The organism is Noviherbaspirillum sp. Root189, assembly GCF_001428545.1.
Lineage (GTDB): Bacteria > Pseudomonadota > Gammaproteobacteria > Burkholderiales > Burkholderiaceae_D > Noviherbaspirillum.
On record NZ_LMHZ01000023.1, the window covers coordinates 211,240 to 236,337 of the forward strand.

A 25,098-nucleotide genomic window follows, 5' to 3' on the forward strand; every position below is an offset into this window, starting at 1 on the left:
GTGCCGTTTGTCGTGCCTTTTGAACAATCATCTTTGTCCATGGAATTATCGATATATTGTTTCCAGGCAAGAATATCTGGAATCCGGAGAGGACAATGAGCAAAGCGAGCACGTCATCGGACGACGATCTCGTCTTTCTGGATGAAAGTCCAGTAACGCCCTCTGGCATCGGTGCGCGACACACCAAGGATGTATGGCGCGTAATGATCGTTGACGACGATGCCGACGTGCATTCGGCGACAACCTTTGCGCTCAGCAATCTGGACATTCAGCAGCGTCCGCTGGAATTTGTGCATGCCTATTCTGCTGGTGAAGCGCGGGAACTGTTGGCGACGGAAACTGACATTGCCGTCATCCTGCTGGATGTCGTGATGGAGCAGGAAGACGCCGGGCTGCAATTGGTACGTCACATTCGCGAAGTGCTCAAGCTGTGTGAAGTCCGCATTATTTTGCGCACCGGCCAGCCCGGTTATGCACCGGAAATCGATGCAATCCGCGATTTCGACATCAACGACTACAAGACCAAATCCGAACTCACCCGTATCAAGCTGTACACCACCGTGACGGCGGCGATTCGCTCGTACGAACAGATTTGCGCCATCAATGCGAGCCGGCGCGGGCTGGACTGCATCGTTCGGGCCAGCACAGAACTGATGGCGCTCCATGGGCTCGATGACTTCACCTCCGGTGTGCTCGCCCAGGCCGCGAAGCTTCTGAATCAGGAAACCAATGGCGTAGTCTGCGTGCAGGAGCATGGCGCCGATCTGAACCGCGAATTGTTCATCATCGCGGCGGCCGGAACCTATTCCAGCCTGACAAAAGGCGCGACAGGATCGATACGCGATGCGCGGGTTGCCGATGTGCTGAAACGCGCGCTTGGCCAACGTCGCAATATTTACGGCACCGATAGCATTGCGCTGTACCTTGGCAGCAGCGCCAATCGGGATTTCGCCGCGATGCTGGATGTACGATCGCCGCTCAATGAGATCGATCAGCGCCTGCTCGAGGTCTTTTGCCGCAACATCGCGGTTGGGCTGGATAATGTCCTCCTGGTGACGCGACTGGAAAACCAGGCGTTCTATGACCCGCTGACCAAGCTGCCGAACCGCACCCGGCTGCGTGAGTTGATCGATGATGCGCTGAACACGGCATCCCGCCGCGACACGACCCTGGCGCTGGTGGACATCGACCATTTCTCTGAAACCAACGACGCCCTTGGACATCAGTTTGGCGACCTCCTGTTGCTGGGTGTCGCCGCCCGCCTGCAGGCGCAACTTGGCAGCCAGCTGGTGGTCAGCCGTGTCGGTGGCGACACCTTCGGCGTGCTTGGCGAAGCGGCGCTCGTCAATCCCGGTGTCCTGCTCGACCTGTTCGCCAGCCCGTTCAATATCGACAGCCAGGAAATACAGCTGTCGGCCACTGCCGGCCTGGTCCGTTTGTCGGAATATGAAGGCATCGGTGCCGATGCGCTGAAAGATGCCGATATCGCGCTGAAACGCGCCAAACTGATGCAACGCGCAGGCCATCTGTTTTTTACCCGCAGCATGGGCGTCGATATCCGCGAACGTGTTCGCATGATGCATGCGCTGCGGACCGCTTTTGACGACAAGGAATTGTTTGTCGTCTACCAGCCGCAAATCGACCTTGCCACCCGCCGTCCGGTCGGTGCTGAAGCGCTTTTGCGCTGGAAAACCCGGGATGGCAGCTTCGTGCCGCCCGACCGCTTTATCCCGATTGCGGAATTCTCCGGCATGATCATCGAGATCGGTGAGCAGGTTTTGCGCCAGGCTTGCCTGGAACTGGTTCGCCTGCAGAGCCTCGGTTTCAGCGAGTTCACGATGTCGGTCAACGTATCGCAGGTCCAGTTCCGTCATCCGCTATTTCTTAATATGCTGCGACAGGTACTGAAAGAAACCGGCGCGCCGGCCTCGCGCGTCGAGCTGGAAATCACCGAATCCATTGCAATGGAAGAGCCCGATGTATTGATCGAACTGCTGAGCCAGATCAAGCAGACCGGTGTCAGCATCGCCATCGACGATTTCGGCACCGGCTTTTCCTCATTGAGCTATTTGCAGCGGCTGCAAGCCGATCGTCTCAAGATCGATCGCGGTTTCGTCACAGAGATCACAAGCGCATCGCGCGGCAGCAGCATCGCCGAAATGGTCATTCAGCTGGGCCGCAATCTCGGCATGTCGGTAGTCGCCGAAGGTGTCGAAGATGAGCGCCAGGCCAGCATCCTGGAAGCCCTGGGCTGCCCGCTCGCACAAGGTTACCTGTTTGCGCGCCCGATGACGGTGGACCAGTTGACCAGCTGGCTGAAGGACAACGGCGCCCGCTGAATTTCAACCGGAGCAGGCCGGCGCGCAACACGGCAGGGGAGCGCCTGCCCGACAAACCATTTCTTCACTGGATATCGAGAATGATGAGCGGACGCACTTTGACCCTCCGGCGTGCGATCGTGCTGACCGTGGTGCTTGGTCTGCTGGTCCCTGCCCTGCTGATTAGCGGCTATTCCTGGTTCAGGCAATATACTGACGGCATCAGGAAGCAGACCGAATACCTTCTGCAGCAGAACGCCGACATCTTGTCCAATGGTATGCAGGAACCGCTCTGGAACATCAACCAGGAAAGCGGCAAGGCCTTGATGGACGCCATGATGGCGCGTAACGAAGACATCGTTCGCATCGAGGTGCGTGACAATGCCCTGGGTGTGTTCGTCTCCGGCGAGCAAGCGGAGCGCCGGGCCGGTTTCACGACGTTGACGGAAAAGCCGGTCGTCTATCGCGGCAGTACAATCGGTTCGGTCAAGATTGAAGTCGGCAGTACGCGCTTGCGCAGCATCATGGTCCAGGGCCTGCTGGAATCCATGACAGCCGTGCTGGCACAGGCGATATTATCGATCGCACTGATTCTCATCTTGCTTGACCGCCGCCTCGTCCGTCCGCTGCAAAAACTCGGCATCGGTGCGGAACGGCTTGCCAACCGCGAACTCGATGTACCGTTCACCTGGCAACGCCTGGACGAAATCGGCCTGCTGAGCCGGCGTATGGAAGACACCCGGATCAGCCTGCGCAAGCTGTTCGAAGAACTGGATCAAAAAAACCAGGAACTGGAAAGCGATATCGACAAGCGCAAGCGTGTCGAACAGGAACTGCATGAACGGGAGGAGCGTTATCGCGCGCTGGTTGAGCAAAGCCCGATTGCCATCATCGAATGGGACAACCAGTTCAAGATCGTTGAATGGAATGCCGCTGCCGAACGCATCTTCGGCTATCCGCGCCAGTATGCCGTTGGCCGTAATGCGTCCTTCATTATTCCCGACGCGACACGTCAATCAGTCGACTCGCTGTTCAGCCGCATCACCGATGGCCGCGGCAACAGCCGCAATATCAGCCTGAATCGTCGATCGGACGGACAAATCATTACCTGCCAGTGGAACCATGCGCATATCTCGCATGAAGACGGCAAGGCTGACCGCCTGCTGTCTATTGCCGAGGACATTACCGAGAAACGCCGCGCAGAACAGGCGCTGATGCTATCGGAAGCCAAGTTTGCAGGCGCTTTCCAGGGCAACCCCGACTCGGTATCGATCGCCCGCCTGAGCGATGGCATCCTGATCGACGTCAACCAGAGCTTCGCCGAATTGAGCGGCTATACACGCGAGGAATCGGTGGGCAAGACCGCCGGTGACTTGCGTATCTGGGTCCATCCGCATCAGCGCAAGGCGCTGATGGCAGAGATCGGTTCGAGCCGCATGGTGCGCAATTTTGAGTGGGAGATGCGAACCAAGTTCGGTGAACTGCGCCGTGCCGTGACCAATGCCACGGTTTTCAGTACCGGCAACGAGCGCTACGTGCTGGCCGTTATTCGTGACGTCACCGATCAGCGCCTGCTGGAAGAACGCAAGGCCGAAGCAGACCGCGCCCTGCTACGCCTGGCACAAGGAACGCGCGACATCGCCGGAGAATCCTTTTTTGAACTGCTGGTAGCCGATCTGGCGTCGGCCTTGCGCACCGACTGTGCGTTCATCGGCCTGCGCGTACCGAACGAGCAAGGCAGGATCCACACGATGGCGACGCATATCCGTGGATTTGCGGTAGAAAGTTTTGATTATGCCAGCGCCGGCACACCTTGCGAACGCACACTGGAAGGCGAGCTCTACGTCCTGCCGTCCGGTGTACGGAGCGTCTATCCGAATGACGAGGTTCTGGTTCGCGAGCGTTGGGAAAGCTATGCGGGCGCACCGCTGCGCGACGCTGCCGGCAATACCATTGGTGTGCTCGTCGTGATGCATTCCGAAGCCCTCGGCAATCCCGACCTGGTGAAATCCCTACTGCAGGTGTTCAGCGAACGCGCCTCGGCGGAAATGGAACGCAAGCGTGCCGAAGAAGAACTGCGCAATAGCGAGCGGCGCTTCTCCGCGATTTTCCAGTCATCGCCAATTGCCATGTTTGTCACGCAGGTGCGCGGCAACTACCTTGTCAAGGACGTCAATCGTGCGTTCGAAGAACTCTTCCTGCGATCACGCCATCAGGTCCTCGGCCACAATACGGTCGAGTTGAACCTGTATTGCGATCCTGCCGACCGCAGTGGCCTGATTGCCGAACTCAAGGAAAAAGGATCCACCAAAACCCACCGCGAAAGCTGGATGTATCGTGGTGACGGCAGTAAGGTCCTGGTCCAGTTTTCCGGACATACCTTTACGCTTGCCGGCGAACGCTTCGGCATTATTGCATGCGCGGATGTGACCGATAAACGCCGCATCGAAAACGAAATACGCGAACTGAATGCGACGCTTGAGCAGCGTGTCATTGAACGTACGGAGGAACTGCAGCAGGCCAACCAGGAGCTGGCGGATACGCTCGAAACCCTGAACAAGGCACAGGAAGAACTGGTACGCAGCGAAAAGCTTGCCGCCCTGGGTTCTCTGGTAGCCGGCGTTGCGCATGAACTCAATACACCGATCGGCAACAGCCTGATGGTGGCAAGCACACTCGCCGACCAGACCCGTAGCTTGAACGGCAGCTACCGTGAGCACGGTCTCAAGCGCTCCATGCTGGAATCCTATATTGCCGACGCCGGTACGGCGGGCGACATCCTGGTGCGTAACCTGCAACGCGCGGCCGACCTGGTCACCAGCTTCAAACAGGTCGCCGTCGACCAGACCAGTTCACAGCGCCGCCGATTCTCCGTGTCTGAAGTTGTGTCCGAAATCATGCTGACCCTGTGGCCGACGCTGAAGAAATCGGCGTTCACGGTCCAGCAAAGCATTGCCGATTCGCTGCTGATGGACAGCTATCCCGGACCGCTGGGACAAGTGATTACCAATCTCGTCAATAATGCCCTGCTGCACGGTTTTGAAGGCCGCCAAACCGGCAATGTGCGGATTACAGCCCATCTGTCAGGCGAAGGCTGGATGGAGCTGACAGTGCATGATGACGGCGTGGGTATTCCATCAGCCAATCTAGGCCGCATCTTCGATCCGTTCTTCACCACCAAGCTGGGCGCGGGCGGATCCGGGCTCGGCCTCAATATCACCCATAACATCGTGACCGGGGTGTTGGGTGGGCGGATACGCGTGCAAAGCGAAGTCGGCGTCGGCAGTACATTTATTCTTTCATTGCCGCTGGCGGCACCACACCGGCAAAACGTGGAAGACGCAATGCGCCAGCAGGCGACGGTTCCAGCCCTGGATAACACGCAATAAGCGGACGAGAAAGAAACACGAAAACAAACACCGAAACAAAAGCGGGAGCATGCTCCCGCTTACTCGTTCTGTTTAATCCCTTCTTGCCTATCGCCACTCCCCGCGCAGGTTCAGCACCTGCTGGTAAAGCGATTCAGGCGTTGCCACGGCCGGCTCCATCGGCTGACCGACCACCAGTGACAAGCGGGAAAAGGGACCGCGGCGGAAGGAACGTTCAAAGGGATTACCCGGACTGCGCGTCAGCAAACTGCCCCACAAACCACGCAAGGCCATCGGAATGACCGGCACCGGCGTGCGATCGATGATCCTGCGGATGCCACCCTTGAACGCATTCATTTCGCCCGTTGAGGTCAGCTTGCCTTCCGGGAAGATGCAAACCAGTTCGCCCTCGTGCAATGCCTGGGCAATATCGACAAATGCCTTTTCCATCAGCCACGGATCCTCTTTTGCCGATGAGATCGGAATCGCCCTGGCGGTGCGGAAAATCCAGGACAGGATCGGGAACTTGAAGATACGGTGATCCATGACAAAGCGGATCGGGCGCGGGCTCGCCGCCATGATCACGATCGCATCCACATAGCTCACGTGGTTACACACCAGTACGGCGGCGCCTTCTTCCGGAATGCGGTCGGCATCAATGGTATGCACCCGGTGCACTGTATGAATCAGCAGCCACGCCAGGAAGCGCATCAGGAACTCCGGCACCAGCGAGAAGATGTAGATCGCCACAACGGCGTTCAGCAATGCGGTTGCCATAAAAAGCTGCGGAATGCTGAAGCCTGCTTTGAGCAGGACCATGGCAAACAGCGCGGCGACCACCATGAAGAGCGCATTCATGATGTTCATGCCGGCGATGGTGCGCGAGACATGCTTGCGGTCGCAACGGGTCTGGATCAGTGCAAACAGGGGCACGATATAAAAACCGCCGAAGACGCCGATCATGACGCAGTCGAACAGGATGCGCACGCTGCCCTGCTGGCTGACGAAACCGGCAATGTCGACCAGGACCGTATTGGTGTAAGACAGGCTGGCAAGGTAGAGATCGAAGCCGAATATCGACAAACCGATCGATCCGAAAGGGACCAGGCCAATTTCCACCTTATGGCCAGACAGGCGCTCGCACAACAGCGAGCCGGCGCCAATCCCCAGGGAAAACACCGTCAGCAGCAGCACAAAGACGCTATGGTCGCCATGCAGGTAATCCTTCGCGTACACCGGGAATTGCGCCAGGATCACCGCGCCATAGAACCAGAACCAGGAATTGCCCAGCACCGAGAGGAACACCGGGCGGTTTTGCCTGGTGAAAGCGATGTTGCGAACGGTTTCCGTCACCGGGTTCCAGTTGATCGCCAGGTCCGGTTCCGGCGCTGGCGAATGCGGAATACCGCGGCTGAATTGCCAGCCGAGCACAGCGATGGCGATGGTGCCGAAGGCGACCAGTTCGATGCCCCAGGGTTTATACACCACAAGTACCGCGCCCAGGACCTCACCGAGCAGAATGCCGACAAACGTACCCATTTCAATCACGCCGTTGCCGCCGACCAGTTCCTCCGGCTTCAGGTGTTGCGGCAGATAGGCATACTTGACCGGTCCGAACAGCGTCGAATGCAGGCCCATGCCCACTACCGCCGCGACCAACAGCCACAAGCTATGCATCATCCAGCCGAATGCGGCAATCGCCATGATGGCGATCTCCAGAATCTTGACGTAACGTGCCAGCGTGGATTTTTCAAACTTGTCGGCAAGCTGTCCGGCGGTCGCGGAAAACAATACAAACGGCAGGATGAATAGCCCCGGAATCAGGTTGTTGAGCAGGCCGGGGTCCAGCGAAGTCCAATTCAGCGCATCGTAGGTCAGGATCGTCAGCAGCGCGGTCTTGAAGACGTTGTCGTTGAATGCACCTAAAAATTGCGTCCAGAAAAACGGGCCGAAGCGGCGCTGGCGTAGCAGGGAAAACTGGCTGGATTGGCTCATGTCAATGTAATGGCAAGGAGTCTGTAAACAAGGTGTCAGGCAAGATGCCCGAGTGGTGTCAGCGCGGGGATTTCCCGTTCGCTGACGGGATGTTCGCCCGACAGGGTACGGGCGACTACCGGTCACACAAACGTCTGGTACGTGCGTCCCTCATTTCCGGAAACACGCTGAGCGAAGTGTAGACGAGGCGCCATGCCTTGTGCACAGGTTTGCAAAAGTCTTGCCGGATAATACCGTGGGTTCAGCCTATTCTCACTGCCAGCGCATGCCCGCTCAACCACGCGTTTTCCAGCCGGCCGCCCTCATCCAGACCGGCGGCAAACCAGTCGCCACATACGCCGATGCCGGCCTGGCTGTCCCAGAGGCAGTCCGTGTTGAGCGTACTGGTTGCCTGCGCATGCCGCCAGCGGACCACCTTGGCATAAACGGGCCGCACAGCGGAACGGGTCACCTCGTGGAAAGCCCTGAGCATTTTTTCCCTGACGCGTTCCGGTTCATCGCCGAGGTGTTCCGAGCTCCACTCTGCCGATGCATGGCCGATCCAATGCTCGCCCGGCCGTCGCCCCGGTTTGGAACTGTCGCGCGCCAGCCAGCGCAGGCGACCGCCATTACTGACCCAGGCACCGTCGTAGGGCAGTTCCAGGGATCGCGGAAATCCCACCATCAGAGACCAGCACGGTGCGGTATGCGCCTGCCCGGTTTCCTCCGCCAATCCCGGCACCGGTTCCAGTAGCGGGAGTGCCTCTTCCGGCGGCAAGGCGACAACCACGGCGTCGTACGGCCCGGCAGTCGCTTCGATGGCGACGGTCTCGGACTGGATGCCCAGCAGCCATTTTTCGCCATACTTTTCAATGCGGACGACGGTTTGTCCGGTGCGCAGGTCGATTCCCCCGGCCAGTTCACCTGCCAGCGCCGCCATGCCGGGAACCCCGACCATTCGCGGCCGCGTGGTCCCGCCGGAGCGCCCGGCCGGACGTGCATGGCCATCTTCCAGCGTGACCAGGCGGCCCTCCCAGGGAAGCACCCATCCTGCCTCCTGCCACTGCCGTACTTCACGGCGGAACAACCCGCTGTCGGCGGTGAAATACTGCGCACCGTAGTCAAAGCCGCCAAGTTCCGTCTGATGGGTAGCGACACGCCCTCCGGCTTCTTCTTCCCGTTCAAAGACGACGACCCGATGTCCGTGCTGCCGCAACAGGCGGGCACAACTCAGACCGGCCAGGCCGGCACCGATAATTGCGATATGCATGGCGTACTCCCTTTTCAGCGTTGATGTCCTACGCGGACAAACAGGCGAATGACTGCCTTATACCAAAGCAAGCAAAAAAAAACCGTTCAGGAATTTTTCCGTGAACGGCCTTTGCCATTTTGTGTTCCGCACCCTGGCGTTGCCTTACTCGTCGCCTTCCGACGGCCAGTCGCGGATATAGGCCTTGAGCATCTTGTTTTCAAAGCTCTGCGCCTCGAACACCGCCTTGGCAACGTCATAAAAAGAAATCACGCCGAGCAAGGTCCTGGCATTAACGATGGGCACGTAGCGCGCATGCCGCTCCAGCATCAGGCGCCGCACTTCATTGACTTCGGTATCGGGTGTAATGGTAATCGGATGGTCGTCCATATGCTTGCGCACGGTTTCCGAGCCGACCTGTCCCTTGTTGAGATGCAGCGCCTTCATGACCTCACGGAAGGTCAGCATGCCGACCAGTTCGCCAAACTCCATGACGACCAGTGAACCGATGTCGCGTTCGGCCATGGTATCGACCGCTTCGGTCATGGGAGTGTCTGGCGTGACGGTGTAGAGAATATCGCCTTTGACTTTCAGGATTTCGGATACTTTCATGAGGCTATCCTCGGGGTGAATGTTTGTTGTTGCCATTGAAATGTAGCTTAACACGAATGAAAAATCCAGAGAGGCATACCGCGCGCAGGGAATGCATCAAGCGTCAAGTCGTCGGCATGACAGTCCGGCACGCTGAACGATGCTAGGATATCCGCCACGCAGCGATCGCCTGATCCGCCGCAAAGAATATGTTTCGGAGACCATACGCATCATGAGCAATCCACACTACCCGGGGTTCGACACCCTGTCGCTGCACGCCGGCGCTATTCCCGACCCGGCCACGGGCGCACGCGCAACCCCGATTTACCTGACGACGTCCTTTGTTTTCAAGGATTCCGACCACGCGGCTTCGCTGTTCAACATGGAGCGGGCTGGCCATGTCTATTCCCGCATTTCCAACCCCACCAACGCCGTGCTGGAAGAACGCATCGCCGCACTGGAGGGCGGCGTAGCCGGCATCGCGGTCGCCAGCGGCCAGGCCGCAATGCATCTGGGCCTGGCGACAATTGCTGGCGCCGGTTCGCATGTGGTGGCTTCGCGCGCCTTGTACGGCGGTTCGCAGAATCTGCTTGCCTATACCATGAAGCGCTTTGGCATCGATACCACGTTTGTCGATCCCCGCGACCTTGATGCGTGGCGCAATGCGATCCGTCCGAATACCAAGGTGCTGTTTGGTGAAACGCTTGGCAACCCGGGCCTGGATGTCCTCAACATACCCGAAGTCGCCGCGATTGCACATGAGCGTCATTTGCCATTGATGGTCGATGCGACCTTTACGACGCCCTACCTGCTGCGTCCTTTCGACCATGGGGCCGACCTGATCTTTCATTCCGCCACCAAATTCCTCTGCGGTCATGGCACGGCTGTCGGCGGATTGCTGGTGGACGGTGGGACCTTCGACTGGCAACAGGCGTATGAAAAGACCGGCCACTTTGCGGAATTGTGCGAACCGTATGATGGTTTCCATGGCATGGTCTTCAGCGAGGAGTCGACTGTCGCCGCCTTTTCCTTGCGTGCCCGCCGCGAAGGCCTGCGTGATTTCGGCGCGGTGATGAGTCCGCACAATGCGTTTGCAATTCTCCAGGGCATCGAAACGCTCGGCTTGCGGATGGACCGGCATGTCGCCAATACCCGCAAGGTGGTTGAATTTCTTGCTTCGCATCCGGCTGTCGAATCGATTGCCTATCCCGAACTGGAGTCGCATCCCGACCGCGCGCTGGCGACGAAATTGCTGCCCAAAGGTTGCGGCGCGGTATTTTCGTTCAGCATCAAAGGCGACCGGGCCGCGGGCCGGCGTTTCGTCGAAGCACTAAAAATCTTCTCTCATCTTGCCAATGTGGGCGATGCCAAATCACTGGTAATCCATCCAGCCTCCACCACACATTTCCGCGTGCCGACCGAGCAGCTTGCCGCTTCCGGCATTACCGAGGGAACCATGCGGCTGTCGATTGGCCTGGAGGATGTGGATGACCTGATCGAAGATCTTGGCCGCGGGCTCAAGGCCGCGCAGAAAGGGGCTTGAGATGCTGATCAACGTACAGGGGCATGAGGCCTATTGCTATACCGGTGGCCGGCAGTTCAATACGGAGTTACCGACGGTGGTGTTTATCCATGGTGCGCAACACGACCACTCGGTATGGATTCTGCAGACGCGGTATTTCGCCCATCATGGCTTCGGGGTGCTGGCGGTCGATCTTCCGGGGCATGGCCGGAGCAAAGGTGAGCCCTTGGCTAGCGTCGAAGCGATGGCGGAATGGCTGCTTGCCTTGCTGGATGCTGCTGGTGTCCGGAAGGCTGTTCTGATTGGTCACAGCATGGGGTCGCTGATTGCCTTGGAGGCTGCCGGCCGTGCGCCGGAACGCGTGACAAGACTGGCGCTGGTCGGGACTGCTTATCCGATGCGGGTGTCCGATGCCTTGCTGAATGCGGCGAAGAATGACGAACAGTCCGCGATTGATATGGTGAATGTCTGGTCGCATTCGACGTTTTCACAAAAGCCTTCATCGCCAGGGCCGGGATTTTATGTGCTTGGCGGAAATCAGCGCTTGATGCAGAGGATTTCGGCACAGCATGCGGCTCCGGTGTTTTATATGGATTTTGTGGCTTGTAATGCGTATGCGAATGGAGAGACTGCGGCGAAGGCGGTGGCTTGTCCGGTGCTGATGCTGCTTGGGAGGAAGGATATGATGACGCCGCCTAAGGCTACCGGGGCGCTTGCCAAGCTGATTTCGGATTGTAGGGTGACGGTGCTGGAGGATTGTGGGCATGCGTTGATGGCGGAGCAGCCGGATGCGGTGCTGGAGGGGTTGTTTGGGTTTGTTGTGGGGTGAGTTTTGGTGTTTTGTTTTCTTCGGTGATGCTGGTCGTGTAGTTCTTCGATCGAGCTAGCCGGGACTGGCCCCGGCGGGCCACCTACTTTCTTTGCTTCGCCAAAGAAAGTAGGCCAAGAAAGGCGACCCCGGTTCAGCCGCCCTTCGAGTTCCCAAAAGAGCAGTGCCGCAAGCGGGAAGCGCAGAACTCGCCTGCGGCTCAGACAGCTGCGCTTCTTTATCCGCTTGCGGCACTGCTCTTTTGGCGTCTGCACAGGGGGTTTTCAACCCATCCCCACCCTAGCCCTCCCCTTGAAGGGGAGGGAACGTTCTTGATCGTGGGAAGGTGGTGAGGATGGATTACCGCCAGAAGAAAGCACCGTTCGGGCAAAGCCCCGGCAGCGCAGCGGCGATCAGCATTCGGCATTCAGCAAGGCGATGCGCAGCGAGCGAGCCGAGGTTCCCTCCCCTTCAAGGGGAGGGCTAGGGTGGGGATGGGTTGAAAACCCCCTGTGCAGACGCCATGTAGCCCAGGCCGAGTCGATCNCCGTTCGGGCAAAGCCCCGGCAGCGCAGCGGCGATCAGCATTCGGCATTCAGCAAGGCGATGCGCAGCGAGCGAGCCGAGGTTCCCTCCCCTTCAAGGGGAGGGTTAGGGTGGGGATGGGGTTAAAAACCCCCCTGTGCAGACGCCAAAAGAGCACGGGCCAAAACGGATAAAGAAGCGAAACCTGTCTGAGCCGCAGGCGAGTTTGTTTCGCTTCCCGTTTTGGTCCGCGCTCTTTTGGGTACCCGAAGGGCGGCGAACCGGGGTCGCCTTTCTTTGCTTACTTTCTTTGGCGAAGCAAAGAAAGTGAGTGGCCCGCCGGGGCCAGTCCCGGCNGCTCTTTTGGGTACCCGAAGGGCGGCGAACCGGGGTCGCCTTTCTTTGCTTACTTTCTTTGGCGAAGCAAAGAAAGTGAGTGGCCCGCCGGGGCCAGTCCCGGCTAGCTTCCACGAAGAACAAACAGCCCAGAATCACCGAAGAAAAACAACAAAACCTCACCCAGAGGACGCCATACCTGCAATCTGCCCAAGAAACGCCCGAATACGCTCACTCCGCGCATTCCCAAAAAACTCCTCAGGCGGCGCCTCCTCAAGAATCTGCCCCTTTTCAAAAAAAATCACCCGATCCGCCACTTCCCGCGCAAACCCCATCTCATGCGTAACAACGATCATCGTCATCCCGGAACGCGCCAGATCCTTCATCACATCCAGCACCTCCTTGATCATTTCCGGGTCCAGCGCACTGGTGGGCTCATCAAACAACATCACCTTCGGCTGCATCGCCAGCGACCGCGCAATCGCCACCCGCTGCTGCTGCCCACCCGACAACTGATGCGGATACTTATGCGAATGCGCCTCCATCCCCACCTTCGCCAGCAACCCACGCCCTGCCTCCTCAGCCTGCGCACGCGTCACGTTGCGTAGCCGACGCGGCGCCAACGTAACGTTGTCCATCACCGTCAGATGCGGAAATAAATTAAAACTCTGGAACACCATCCCGACTTCACGCCGCACTGCATCGATATGCTTCAGGTCATCGTTGAGTTCAATACCATCGATGACGATGCGCCCGCTATCATGCTTTTCCAGCCGGTTAAGCATGCGCAGAAAGGTCGATTTGCCCGACCCCGAAGCGCCGATGATGACAGTGACTTCACCCTGATAAAAACGCGTCGACACGTCACGAATCACATGGAACTGGCCAAAATGCTTATTGACGTGTTCAGCCAGAATCAAGGGCTCCTGACCGGCCGATATGCCACTTGAAAGATTGAATGATTTCTCGGTATTCATTGATGTCGCTCCACGTCGAGTTGCCGCTCGATGGCGCCGGAAATCTGAGTCAGCACGGTAGTCAGGACCAGATAGATGCACGCCGTCGTCACAAATACGGGGATGGGCTGGAAGGTCGCGGACTGAATGCGGTTGCCGATGTTGGACAGTTCAACCACGCCGATGACATAAGCAAGGCTTGAATCCTTCAGCAAGGACACGAAGTTATTGACCAGCGGCGGCAATGCCACTCTGAAAGCCTGTGGAAACACGACGTCGCGAAAGGTCATGAAAGGGGTGAGGCCCAGTGAACGCGCCGCTTCTGTCTGGCCCTTGTGCACCGCCAGGATGCCGGAACGAATCGCCTCGGCATTGTAGGCGCCGGCGTTGAATGCCAACGCCACCACCGCCGAATTAAAGTCCGACAACTGCAGCCCCGGCACCATGGCCGGCAATGCGAGAAAGACAAACAACACTTGCACCAGCAGCGGCGTACCGCGAATGACCCAGATGTAAAACGCCGACAACAGGCGCAATGGCGCGAACCTCGACAGCTTGGCCAATGCCGCCAACACACCCAGTATGATCCCGATGAAGCCCGACACCACCGTCAGCAGAATCGTGGTCTTGGCGCCTTCGGCAAACTGTTCCGCATTGGAGCCGATCGGTTCCGGCATCCAGGACAGCGGCAACGCCATCAACCATAGAAACAGGAACAGGCCGGCGATGGCAATGGCAATGGATACGGCGCTGCGCTTTTCGCGCGACCACTCCGCCGGCAGGATACTGATAGCTGCTTTAGCTGCTTTCAACGCGCTCTCCTTGGTTTTCTTTTTGCGACGCTTTTGTGAGGTTTATTGCGGGCAGCGGATATCTTCTTTCAGGTATTTCTCGGAAAGCGTCTTGTAAGTGCCGTCTGCCATCACGTCCGCGAGCGCCTTGTCGACCGCAGCGGCAACCGAGGTATTCCCTTTCTTGACGGCGATCGCCATTTTTTCGACGAACAGGTAGCCGCCGGCTTTCAACGGCAGGTTGGGATTCGAGTCAATGGCATTTTTAACGACGAAACGGTCGCTGACCCAGGCATCGACCCGGTTGTTGAGAAGCGCGGCACGGGCATCGCTGTCCTGCGGGAAGTTTTTCACGTCTTTGAGTCCGGGAAGTTTCTTGACGTTTGCCATATACGTCGAACCCGTTTGCACGGCCACCGTCTTACCGGCCAGCATTGCGGGCGTTTTGATGCTGCCGTCGCGCGATACGATAACGCCGCCGCTGCAGTAGTGCGGATTGGTGAAAGTGACCGCCTTGGCACGCTCTTCAGTGATACCGAACGAAGCGACCACCATATCCCAGCGATCCTGGCTCAAGCCGGCCAGCAGTGCGTCGAAGGACAGCGCTTTCCATTCAATCGCCAGCCCCATTTTCTTGACCATGGCTTCGGCGAGTTCGACTTCGAAACCGGTCAGCTTGGAACCCTGGTAGTAGTTGAACGGTGGATAAGCGCCTTCGGTGGCGACGATAATTTTGCCACTCGCCTTGATTTCGTCGAACGTGCGCGCTTGCGCCGTCATGCCGACCACCAGGCCGGCGATGACAATCAACAGGGATTTGATACGGTTCATGGGTATCCTCCAATGGAATAGGTGGTGTTATGTAGAGCTGTTTTTTTTCAAGACGGTTCGACAGAAGCAATTGCACAGACATTAGGATTGGCATACCTAGAGCGGATTTCATCGTGTGTACTGTCGCCTCGTCGCTTGTGTGGCCCGCCACACGGCACTTCGCGCGCCTTGTCCTGCACGCCAGGTCGACCCGATTCTCCGTACACCACGATGAAATCCGCTCTAGCGTCCCAAACCATTGGCGCAAGCATTATCTGAAAATAGTGTCCTGCCAGAAATCGAGAAAACAGCAAGCAGGCGCGCGATATTAGCGAAGCTTGCTGAGAAGAAGATGCGGAATAACGTGAAACTTTTGAAGAAAATTCGGCAAAACTGCAAAATTCTTTATTACGATTTGCCACGCCTCTATTGTGCGGCGATACACAAAATACCTATTGTTCGCAAAAAATCCAATCTTGCGCGACCAAAATCATCTAAATAACGCCAACTTTCTTTAAAACAAACAAAAAGTGCCCATCAAAAAGCCAGGCACACCACCTCCCGGCGGTATCAAAATGCGTACAAATCCGGAAACCCGAGAAGACCGGACAGTTCTTCCAGAGCGGTCTGCACTTCCGCTGCGAACGCCGGGTCGGCCAGATCCGCGGGAGCGAGCCGGTCGCGGTAATGCTTCCCTACCCAGGACACAAGCGCGCCATACAGGTCTTCGGTCATCAGCACACCCTGATGCATCGCCGCCACCTCGGCATCCGTCAGCACCACGCGCAGTCTCAGGCAAGCAGGGCCGCCGCCGTTGCGCATGCTCTGGCGCAAATCGAAACTGATCAGTTCATCAACAGGGCCACCGCTGAGAGTCAATTGCTGCAAATACCGGGAAACGGCCGCATTTTCCTGACATTCCTGTGGAATGACCAAGGCCATGCGTCCGTCCGGCTTGGATAACAACTGGCTGTTGAACAGATAACTGGTCACGGCGTCCGCCACCGACACCTCGGCCGCATTGACCCGAATCGCGCGCAATTCCGTATCGACTCCGGCCAGTGCTTGCCGCAAGGGTTCAAGCGCCGTGCGTTCGTGATGGAAAGCATGCTGGTGGTAGAAGAGCACGTCAGCGTTGCCCACCGCGATCACGTCGTTATGGAAAACACCCTGATCGATCGTGTCCGGATCTTGCTGGATATAGACAGTCCGCCGCTCGGAAAGGCCGTGCAGCCTCGCCACGGCCTGGCTTGCTTCCAGTGTCTGACGCGCGGGAAAGCGTCTTGGCGATGGTCGGTCAGGATCAAATTCCACCCTTCCGTAAACAAACATTTCGACGCCGGGCGCGCCATGGCTGGCGCAGAGCCGCGTATGGTTGGCTGCGCCTTCATCGCCGAAAGCCGGTGTCGCGGGCAAGGCGTCATGCACGGCGAAATGCCGCTCATCAAAGAACACCGCTTTCAGCGTTCTCGCGGTCTGGGTATGTTCATAGGAGCGGTGCAACTTGTTGTTCAGGTTGGCAACCGTGAAGTGCGTGCGCCCGTCGGCGGTGTCCGCTGACGGACTCACGGTGGCGGCATTGGCTGTCCACATCGGCGAGGCGGAGTAAGCGGATGCCAGAATCACCGGCGCTTCCTTGTAGGCGCACGACAGCACTTCGGCATCGGAGCCGGTAAAGCCGATGCTGCGCAACATGCGAAAATTCGGCCGCACTTGCGGCGGCAGCACACCTTGTGCAAAGCCTCGCGACGCGAGCGCGCGCATCTTGGCCAGACCTTGCAGCGCCGCCTCCTTCGGATTGGAGACGCTCTTGACGTTGTTGTAGGAGGCGACGTTACCAAACGACAGCCCTGCATAGTTATGTGAAGGACCGACCAGTCCGTCAAAGTTGAATTCGCGCGCGTTCGCCATGGTGTATCTGGATATTCGTTAGAGCCGGCTCAGAACAGGAGTCCCGGCGACAGTTGTTTGGGCATTTCCAGGCGGCTGCTTTCAATCGATGCCACCGGATAGGCACAATAGTCCGCGGCGTAAAAGGCGCTCGGCCGATGATTGCCCGAGTTGCCAATGCCGCCGAATGGCGCGGTACTCGCCGCGCCCGTTGTTGGCCGGTTCCAGTTCACGATGCCGGCCCGCACATGGGCATTGAACTGCTTCCACAAGGCTTCGTCTTCGCTCAGCAGTCCCGCCGCCAGTCCGTATTCGGTTGCATTGGCAGCGCGAATTGCCTGCGTGAAGTCAGGCACGCGGAGGACCTGCAGCATTGGACCAAACCACTCTTCGTCCGGCACATCCTGCGCGCTGCTGACATCGATGATGCCCGGGGAAAGAAAACCTGTCCCCTCTTTCAGGCTGCGCATCGACAGCAGGCTGCTGCCGCCACGACCCAGCAAATCTTCCTGCGCCTGCAGCAGCTTGTCGGCCACGCTGGCCGACACCACTGGCCCCATGAACGGTGCGGGTGTTGCGTCGAAGCGTCCCACGGTGATCTTTTCCGCAACCTGTACCAGGCGTTCGATCAAGGCCTCGCCGCGTCGGGAATCTTCGACGATCAAGCGGCGCGTACAGGTGCAGCGCTGTCCCGCGCTCACAAAGGCTGAAAAAATAATGTGGTGAATTGCCGCATCCAGATGGTCGGCGTTGTTGGCATTATCGACATCCCATGCGACGAGCGCATTGTTGCCGCCCATTTCCAGCGCCAGCATCTTTCCCGGATGCCCCGCAAATTGCTTATGCAGGAAAGCACCGGTACGGTAGCTGCCGGTAAACAGGATGCCGTCGAGTTCCGCCTGCTGCGCCAGTGCAGCACCAGTATCGCGACCGCCGTTGACGAGATTGAGCACTCCCGCCGGCAAACCGGCCTCAACCCATAATTCGACTGTCATCATCGCTGTCTGCGGTGCGTATTCGCTCGGCTTGAATACAACGGTATTGCCCGCGATCAGGGCCGGTACGATATGCCCGTTCGGCAGATGCCCCGGGAAATTGTAGGGCCCGAATACACCAAACACACCATGCGGCCGGTGGCGCAACACCGCGGTGCCATCGGGTACGCGCGACAACGATTCCCCGGTGCGCGATCCATAAGCCTGGACTGAAATATCGATCTTGTTGGCCATCGTGGTCACTTCAGTCCGGGATTCCCACAGCGGCTTGCCGACTTCCTGTGAAATCAGCAAGGCAAGTTCCTCGCCATGTTGCTTGAGCAAGTCGCGAAACCGGTTGCAAACTGCAACACGCGTTTCGAGCGGAGCTAATGCCCATGGTTCGAACGCAGCCCGTGCCGCCTTGCAGGCAAGGGCCACCTCATCGACGGTGGCCGCCGCCCCCTGCCAGATAACGGTGCCGGTGGATGGGTCGACCACCTCGAATTGCAGACCTTCTCCGGCAAGCCACTGGCCGTTCAGATAATGACTAGGCATGGGATATCTTCCTTGGATTGAGTGCCATCGTTCTCACCGCTTCGCCGTCAGTGACTTCCAGCAGGCGCTTCTGCTCATCTGCCAATACGATACGGCGCGCGCTGGGCCGGCCATCGGTGCTGATGACACGGAAATGTTGCATGGAGGTAGTTGCAACGATCATCGGGACATCCTCTTTGGGTTTTGTCCGTGTTTTTGTTACGGCTTCTGCTTCCATTTTCACTGCAGCGCTGTCAACTGTTGCGAGCTCGCTCTCACGTACCGCGCGTAGTTCGATCACCCTCGCCTGCAACACAGGGCCGGCATCGAAAATGTCGACATAACCTTCATAGTGCATGCCTTCCTGCTCCAGCAAATGGCGTGCAGGCGCAGTCGCGACATGCACGCATCCGATCACTTCCTGGGCTTCCCTGGGCAGATAGGCGACGTACAGCGGATGACGCGGCATCAGTTCGGCGATAAAGGACTTTTGCCCGAGGCTGGTCAGGTCGTCGGCACGGTTGAAATCCATCTTGAAAAAATGCTGTCCAAGGCTATCCCAGAACGGCGACGTGCCATCGCTACGCTGGAAGCCTCGCATCTCCGCAATCAGTTTTTCAGTAAACAGGTGCGGGAACTGCGCAATGAACAGAAAGCGGCATTTCGACAGCAGCTTGCCATTGGTTCCGCTGCGGTAGTCCGGATGCAGGAAGAGCGAACACAGCTCCGCGCATCCTGTCAGGTCATTGGACAGGTAGAGGGTCTGCATGCGCGAGAAAACGTTCAGCTCATTGCTGGAATGCACCAGGGTGCCGAGACGATAATTGTAGAAAGGTTCGTCCAGTCCGACCGCACTCTTGATCGCAGACACGCCGACAAGTTTGTTGCGCTCGACATCTTCCATGACGAACATGTAGTCACGCTGCGCCGGCGCTATCGTTTCAGCAAAGGACGCGCAGGCGATCTCAAGGCGACGGCCCAAACTCTTGCGATCCGGCTTGAGCGTCGTCATGCCGGGGCCGACCTGGGTAGCAAGGTCGAACAGGTCGTCGAGGTCACCTTCCCTGATCGCACGTATCACCAACATGGGCTGGCTCATAGTTTCACCCATAGGACAGGATCGCCTCCAACCACATCAAGGCCGCGCATGACGTCTTGCGAGAGCAGGATATCCTCGCTGAGTTCCGGCGATGCGCAGCGCGTAACCGTCACGCGGAAGCGGTCTTCGCGTACGGTAGCGATCAGGCAGGTTTCGATATCGCCGTCGGTATGGCCGGCCCCTACCTTGCGCTCCATCGACTCTGAAAACGAACGCAGCGCATTCTTGTGCGCCCGCAGTACCGGGCCACCGTCAAAGATATCGACATATTCATCAGGCTCGAAGCCTTCGCCCGACAAAATCCGGAACGGCAGTTCCCCCTCGCTATGCACCTGACCCAGCGCAGCCTGCGCGTCACCGGGAAGCAGCGGCACATAGACCGGGTAATGCGGCATCAATTCCACGATCAGCGTCCGGTTACGCGCCCCTTCGATCATGCGTTCCGCTTCCAGAAAATCCATGCCAAAGAATTTGCGGCCGAGTGCTTCCCAGAAAGGCGAGCGGCCATCGGCATCGGTCATGCCCGACATCGATGCAAAGAATTTGTCGCTGAAACGATGCGGTGCGACGGCGGCAAACAGCAGGCGCGCCCGTGACAGCAAGGCGGCACTGTCGCCGGCACGCCGCTCACGCAGATAAAAACTCGACAACTGTGAATGGCTGGTCAGGTCGGAACAAAGTGTCAGCGCGTGCACGTTGTGACTGATATTGAGGTCGCGCGACACCTGGCTCAGCACATCATTGCGAAACGCGAAAAAGGTACCTGACGCACCGGCCGTCGCGGAAATCGCCGCCGTGCCGGCAATCGCCCCATCCGGCCCTTCCATGACGAAAAAGTAGGCTTCCTCGCTCGGCACATCGGGTTGCGCGGAGAACGACGCGATCGAACGCTCCACCGAGCGCTCGATGGTTTTGCGTGTGCGCGGCAAGGTATGGACGCCCGGTGTCGTGACGGCGGCCAGGGTTTCCAGCACCGGGATATCGGCTATTTCTACGGGCCGGACGACAAACATGGGGCTCTCCAGTCTATGCCTGCTGCATTGCGATTATCGCGATTATTGCGGCGTTACAAGCGCATCGAGCGCTGCACGCATACGGGCAATACCCTCGTCGATCTGCGCGTCGCTGATCACCAGCGCGGGCAGCAGCCGCACCACATCGGGGCCGGCGATCAGCACCATCAGTCCCTGCGCTTCCGCGGCCTTGATGATGTCCTTCGCTTTGCCGCGATAACTGTCGGCCAGCACCATGCCCAGCATCAGCCCGCTCCCCCTGACCAGGGAAAAGATCTGCGGATAATCGCGCACGACGCCGTTAAGCTTGCCGACCAGGAGCTCGGCGGCCTGATTGACACGTGCAAGGAAAGCTGGAGTGTTGACGATTTGCAGCACGCGCAGTGCCACCGTTGCCGCCAGCGGATTACCGCCATAGGTGGTGCCATGCGAGCCGACGGAAAATGCCGCGGCGATCGACTCGGTTGTCAGCATGGCGGCGACCGGATAGCCGTTGCCAAGTGCCTTGGCCGAAGTCAGAATATCCGGTGTCACGTCATAGCCCATGTAGGCGAACAGCTTGCCGGTGCGTCCCATGCCGCACTGGACTTCATCAAAGATCAGCAGTGCGCCGCGCGCATCGCAGAATTCGCGCAAGGCTTTCAGGTAAGCGGGGTCAGCCGGCAGCACACCGCCCTCACCTTGCACCGGTTCCACGACCACCGCGCAGACATCGTCGTCAATGGCGGCCCGTGCTGCCTCGATATCATTGAAGGGAACATGGCTCAGTTGTTCTGGCAGCGGCTCGAAGCCTTCGGTGTACTTGGGCTGGCCGCCGATCGAGACAGTAAACAGGGTACGACCATGAAAGGAATTCACGCAGGAGACGATGCGTGATTTGTGCGGACCAAACTTGGTGTGGGCATATTTGCGCGCCAGCTTGAAGGCGGCTTCATTGGCTTCGGCACCGGAGTTACAGAAAAAGGCACGGTCGGCGAAGGTTGCCTCGGTCAGCGCGCGTGCCAGTTGCAGCACGGGTTCGTTGGTATAGCCATTGCCGACATGCCATAGCTTGTCGGCCTGGGCACGCAAGGCCTCGACGACGGCAGGATGGGAATGCCCGAGGCCGGTAACGGCAATGCCCGCGGTAAGGTCAAGGTATTGTTTGCCCTGTTGATCCCACAGGTCCAGGCCCTGCGCCCTGACCGGCACCATGTCGCTCGGTGCGTAGGTTGGCACCATGACTTCATTGAAAGTCTGGCGGCTGACCGGGTCTGCATGGAAACTTGCTTCGTTGTCAGGTCGCGGAATGGCATTCATTACAGGCTCCGTTTCATCGTGTAGGGAAATTATAGATAGCGCGTGGTGCAAACTCTGTTAAAACTGCGGCGCCGATTTTCAACAATTCGCAGCACATGTCTTATTGAGTGTTTCGCATTGCCATTGTTCATGTTGTTGATGTTGTTTATATTGCTCAGTATCACTCAGGCCGCGATTCCGGCAGCAGCTGCCGTGCCCGGTGCAGGCGTAGCTCAAGGTAATAACGGGACGGCACACTGTCGAGATATTGCCTGAACTGCCTTTCCAGCTGACAACGCGAAATGCCAACCAGGAAAGGGCATGGATCAGGCAGAGGTATCCGGAATGCCATTGTGTGCCAATGTGCCAATGTGCCAACACTGGCGACCTACCAAGAGGCTTGCCGGGAATCTGCAAAAGTCCGTCCCATTTAAAAATCTCTCAGATGGCCAAACAGGCACTCGATGTCCTGAATTAAACCTTTACCTTATCAGCTCGAAGCAACGGCCACCGACCGTCGCTGGCGCGGCGCCCATTGGCTGACAATCATGCCAAGGATCAATAGAAAACCGCCAAACACGCTGCGACTGGTCATGGTTTCGGCCAGCCAGAAATAGGCGGCAATCGCGGCGCAAGCCGGCTCGAACGCATACACGATCGCCGCTTCGTTCGCACTGCTGTGTCGCTGCCCCCAGGTTTGCAGGGCAATGATCGCTGCTGTCGCGAAGGCCCCAAGATAGGCAAGGTTTGCCATGTTGTCGCTGACGCCCTGCCGGAGTTGTTCCAACGTCAAATGCTCGGGCGTGAACATTGCGATCGCTGCTCCGGCCAGGCAGGCCACCGTCAGAATCTGCATCGCGGTGAGCGCCATCAGATCGCTGGCTTTGCGCGTCAGGGTTTCCATCAGCTTGACGTACACGCCAAAGCACAGCGCGCCGCACAATGCCAGGGTGTCGCCGCTGCTCCAGCCACCGCCGTCCCAGCACATTGCAAACAAGCCGGCGATGGCCAGCAGTACGGCGGCGATGATGCGGTTTTCCGGCATGCGACCGGCAAGTATGCCCAGCAAGGGAACGATCAGCACGTTCAGGCCCGTGATGAATGCATTGCGGTTTGCGCTCATCTGGCCCAACGCCTCCACCTGCAACATGAAGGCGGCAAACAGCATCATGCCGAGCACCCCGCCCCAGATGAAATCCGGGCGCCGTGCCTTGAGCAGGAAAGGCAGCAGCAGCAGGCTTGCCATCGCAAAGCGAAGGAAGGCAATCCACACCGCTGAGAAATGGCTCGACAGGTCCTTCATTGCGGGGAAGGTGGTACCCCATACCATGGTGACGATGAGCAAAGCGAGAACACCGCGAAAGCGAAGCGGAATCAACATGAAAAACCTGAAAAGTGGAAAGCCGCCTATTATCGGTGTTCTTGTTGCCGCATGCATCGAGTTGAGGCACAAGACGCACCCGGCCAGCGGTGCATGCTGGCCGGGTTGAGGCAAGTTTCGGGATAAGCCTGTATTTCAGAATCGATCAGATATCGAAGCTGATGCCCTGCGCAAGCGGTAGCGCATGACTGTAGTTGACCGTATTGGTCGCTCTCCGCATATAAGCCTTCCAGGCATCGGATCCGGATTCCCTGCCACCGCCAGTTTCCTTTTCTCCGCCAAACGCGCCACCGATTTCCGCGCCGCTCGGACCGATGTTGACGTTGGCGATGCCGCAGTCGCTGCCCGTTGCAGACATGAACAATTCGGCTTCGCGGATATCGGTCGTGAAGATGCTTGACGACAGTCCCTGCGGCACGGCGTTGTTCCATTCGATCGCCTGTTCAAGCGCATCGTAACGCACGACATAGAGAATGGGCGCAAAGGTCTCGTGATGCATGATCTGCGTCTGCTCCGGCATCTCCACCAGCGCCGGACGCACGTAATAGCCGCGTTCGCAACCGGCCATCTCCACTCGGTCCCCGCCGGATACCTGGCCGCCATCGGCCCTCGCCTTGTCCAGCGCAAGCTGCATCGCCTCGAAGGCTCCGGCGTCGATCAACGGGCCGATCAGTTTGCCGGGCTCCAGCGGATTGCCGACTGCAAGCGTGCCATAAATTTTCTGCAGGCGCGGGACGAGGCTGTCGTAAATCTGCCGATGCACAAACAGCCGGCGCAAACTGGTACAGCGCTGCCCCGCCGTGCCAACCGCGGAAAAGACGATGGCGCGCGCCGCCAGTTCCAGGTCGGCACTCGGCGCGACGATCATCGCATTGTTGCCGCCCAGCTCGAGCAGCGAACGCGCCAGTCGTTGCGCGCAGCGCTGTGCTACCGCACGGCCCATGCGCGTGCTGCCCGTCGCACTGACAAGTGGGACGCGCGGATCATCGACCAGTGTCTGTCCGATATCGCTGCCGCCAATCAGCAGTTGCGACAAGCCTGCCGGCGCATCGCTGCCAAATCGCTTACACGCCCTGTCAAACAAGGCTTGCACCGCGACAGCGGTCAATGGCGTTTTTTCCGACGGTTTCCAGACCACGCTATTACCGCAAACAAAAGCCAGCGCCGCATTCCACGACCAGACCGCCACCGGGAAATTGAATGCCGAAATCACGCCGACCACGCCCAGCGGATGCCAGGTTTCCATCATCCGGTGTCCCGGGCGTTCAGACGCGATCGTGAGGCCATAAAGCTGCCGTGACAGTCCGACAGCGAAGTCGCAAATGTCGATCATTTCCTGCACTTCTCCCAGGCCTTCCTGCAGGATCTTGCCGGCCTCCATTGTGACCAGCCGGCCAAGCGCGTCCTTGTGCGTGCGTAGCTCCTCTCCGAAGAGTCGCACCAACTCGCCGCGACGCGGTGCGGGCACCATACGCCAAACATGGAAAGCACGGTGCGCGCGGGAGATTTTTTCAGCCGCCTCCTGGTGGGTATCGGCATGCAGAATTGCCATCACTTCGCCATTGATCGGTGACATGCTGCGCACAGCATTGCCTTCATGAGCGGAAAGCCCCGCATCCAGGACATTCAGAAGACCCAGTTGCGCCAACACATCCTTGATGGTTTCCATGTTGTTTTC

The 25,098-nt window shown here is 58.5% G+C and carries 17 protein-coding genes and 1 pseudogene; 4 read left to right on the top strand and 14 right to left on the bottom strand.

Annotation, left to right across the window (positions count from 1 at the left end):
- Positions 1 to 95: 95 nt before the first annotated feature.
- Both ASE07_RS15310 and ASE07_RS15315 read left to right on the top strand, forming a co-directional pair.
- Positions 96 to 2,339 (top strand): two-component system response regulator, encoded by a 2,244-nt coding sequence (locus tag ASE07_RS15310; RefSeq protein ID WP_057291692.1) that lies wholly within the window; start codon positions 96 to 98, stop codon positions 2,337 to 2,339.
- Between the two features lie 80 nt (positions 2,340 to 2,419).
- Positions 2,420 to 5,707, top strand: a complete 3,288-nt coding sequence (locus tag ASE07_RS15315) for a PAS domain S-box protein (protein WP_057291693.1) — start codon at positions 2,420 to 2,422, stop codon at positions 5,705 to 5,707.
- Positions 5,708 to 5,794: 87 nt separating this feature from the next.
- On the opposite strand, the gene ASE07_RS15320 is transcribed toward ASE07_RS15315, so the two are convergent.
- From ASE07_RS15320 to ASE07_RS15330, 3 genes are all read right to left on the bottom strand, one after another.
- Positions 5,795 to 7,681 (bottom strand): MFS transporter, encoded by a 1,887-nt coding sequence (locus ASE07_RS15320; RefSeq protein WP_057291694.1) that lies wholly within the window; start codon positions 7,679 to 7,681, stop codon positions 5,795 to 5,797.
- A gap of 241 nt (positions 7,682 to 7,922) precedes the next feature.
- Positions 7,923 to 8,930, bottom strand: a complete 1,008-nt coding sequence (locus ASE07_RS15325; RefSeq protein WP_057291695.1) for an NAD(P)/FAD-dependent oxidoreductase — start codon at positions 8,928 to 8,930, stop codon at positions 7,923 to 7,925.
- Between the two features lie 144 nt (positions 8,931 to 9,074).
- On the bottom strand, positions 9,075 to 9,521 hold the full coding sequence (locus ASE07_RS15330) for a CBS domain-containing protein (RefSeq protein WP_057291696.1): 447 nt from the start codon (positions 9,519 to 9,521) through the stop codon (positions 9,075 to 9,077).
- Positions 9,522 to 9,732: 211 nt separating this feature from the next.
- Here ASE07_RS15330 and ASE07_RS15335 point away from each other — a divergent pair, with 211 nt between their 5' ends.
- Together ASE07_RS15335 and ASE07_RS15340 are read left to right on the top strand one after the other, a co-directional pair.
- Complete coding sequence (locus tag ASE07_RS15335; RefSeq protein ID WP_057291783.1) at positions 9,733 to 11,043, top strand: O-acetylhomoserine aminocarboxypropyltransferase; 1,311 nt, start codon at positions 9,733 to 9,735, stop codon at positions 11,041 to 11,043.
- A gap of 1 nt (position 11,044) precedes the next feature.
- Positions 11,045 to 11,851, top strand: coding sequence for an alpha/beta fold hydrolase (locus ASE07_RS15340; RefSeq protein WP_057291697.1), 807 nt, complete (start codon positions 11,045 to 11,047; stop codon positions 11,849 to 11,851).
- 1,019 nt (positions 11,852 to 12,870) lie between these two features.
- On the opposite strand, the gene ASE07_RS15345 is transcribed toward ASE07_RS15340, so the two are convergent.
- The 11 genes and pseudogenes from ASE07_RS15345 to amaB form a co-directional block, all read right to left on the bottom strand.
- Complete coding sequence (locus ASE07_RS15345) at positions 12,871 to 13,668, bottom strand: amino acid ABC transporter ATP-binding protein (protein WP_057291698.1); 798 nt, start codon at positions 13,666 to 13,668, stop codon at positions 12,871 to 12,873.
- The gene (locus tag ASE07_RS15350) at positions 13,665 to 14,459 is read right to left on the bottom strand and encodes an amino acid ABC transporter permease (protein ID WP_235548480.1); all 795 of its coding nucleotides are present in this window, start codon (positions 14,457 to 14,459) and stop codon (positions 13,665 to 13,667) included. Before ASE07_RS15350 ends, ASE07_RS15345 begins: the two co-directional genes overlap by 4 nt.
- A gap of 42 nt (positions 14,460 to 14,501) precedes the next feature.
- Positions 14,502 to 15,269, bottom strand: coding sequence for an ABC transporter substrate-binding protein (locus ASE07_RS15355; RefSeq protein WP_057291699.1), 768 nt, complete (start codon positions 15,267 to 15,269; stop codon positions 14,502 to 14,504).
- A 549-nt stretch (positions 15,270 to 15,818) separates the two neighbouring features.
- Positions 15,819 to 17,159, bottom strand: a complete 1,341-nt coding sequence (gene astB / locus ASE07_RS15360) for an N-succinylarginine dihydrolase (RefSeq protein WP_057291700.1) — start codon at positions 17,157 to 17,159, stop codon at positions 15,819 to 15,821.
- 29 nt (positions 17,160 to 17,188) lie between these two features.
- Positions 17,189 to 18,670: a succinylglutamate-semialdehyde dehydrogenase gene (gene astD / locus ASE07_RS15365; RefSeq protein WP_057291701.1), complete on the bottom strand. Its 1,482-nt coding sequence runs from the start codon at positions 18,668 to 18,670 to the stop codon at positions 17,189 to 17,191.
- On the bottom strand, positions 18,663 to 19,736 hold the full coding sequence (gene astA, locus ASE07_RS15370; RefSeq protein ID WP_057291785.1) for an arginine N-succinyltransferase: 1,074 nt from the start codon (positions 19,734 to 19,736) through the stop codon (positions 18,663 to 18,665). Before astA ends, astD begins: the two co-directional genes overlap by 8 nt.
- An 8-nt stretch (positions 19,737 to 19,744) precedes the next feature.
- Complete coding sequence (locus ASE07_RS15375; protein ID WP_057291702.1) at positions 19,745 to 20,761, bottom strand: arginine N-succinyltransferase; 1,017 nt, start codon at positions 20,759 to 20,761, stop codon at positions 19,745 to 19,747.
- Between the two features lie 42 nt (positions 20,762 to 20,803).
- Positions 20,804 to 22,060: an acetylornithine/succinylornithine family transaminase gene (gene astC, locus ASE07_RS15380; RefSeq protein ID WP_057291703.1), complete on the bottom strand. Its 1,257-nt coding sequence runs from the start codon at positions 22,058 to 22,060 to the stop codon at positions 20,804 to 20,806.
- A gap of 181 nt (positions 22,061 to 22,241) precedes the next feature.
- Positions 22,242 to 22,352: pseudogene (locus tag ASE07_RS29790) on the bottom strand (ArgR family transcriptional regulator); the annotation flags it as partial.
- 177 nt (positions 22,353 to 22,529) lie between these two features.
- Positions 22,530 to 23,420 carry a DMT family transporter gene (locus ASE07_RS15385; RefSeq protein ID WP_057291704.1) on the bottom strand — a complete coding sequence of 297 codons (891 nt, stop codon included), beginning with the start codon at positions 23,418 to 23,420 and terminating at the stop codon, positions 22,530 to 22,532.
- 145 nt (positions 23,421 to 23,565) lie between these two features.
- On the bottom strand, positions 23,566 to 25,089 hold the full coding sequence (gene amaB / locus ASE07_RS15390; RefSeq protein WP_057291705.1) for an L-piperidine-6-carboxylate dehydrogenase: 1,524 nt from the start codon (positions 25,087 to 25,089) through the stop codon (positions 23,566 to 23,568).
- Positions 25,090 to 25,098: the final 9 nt, after the last annotated feature.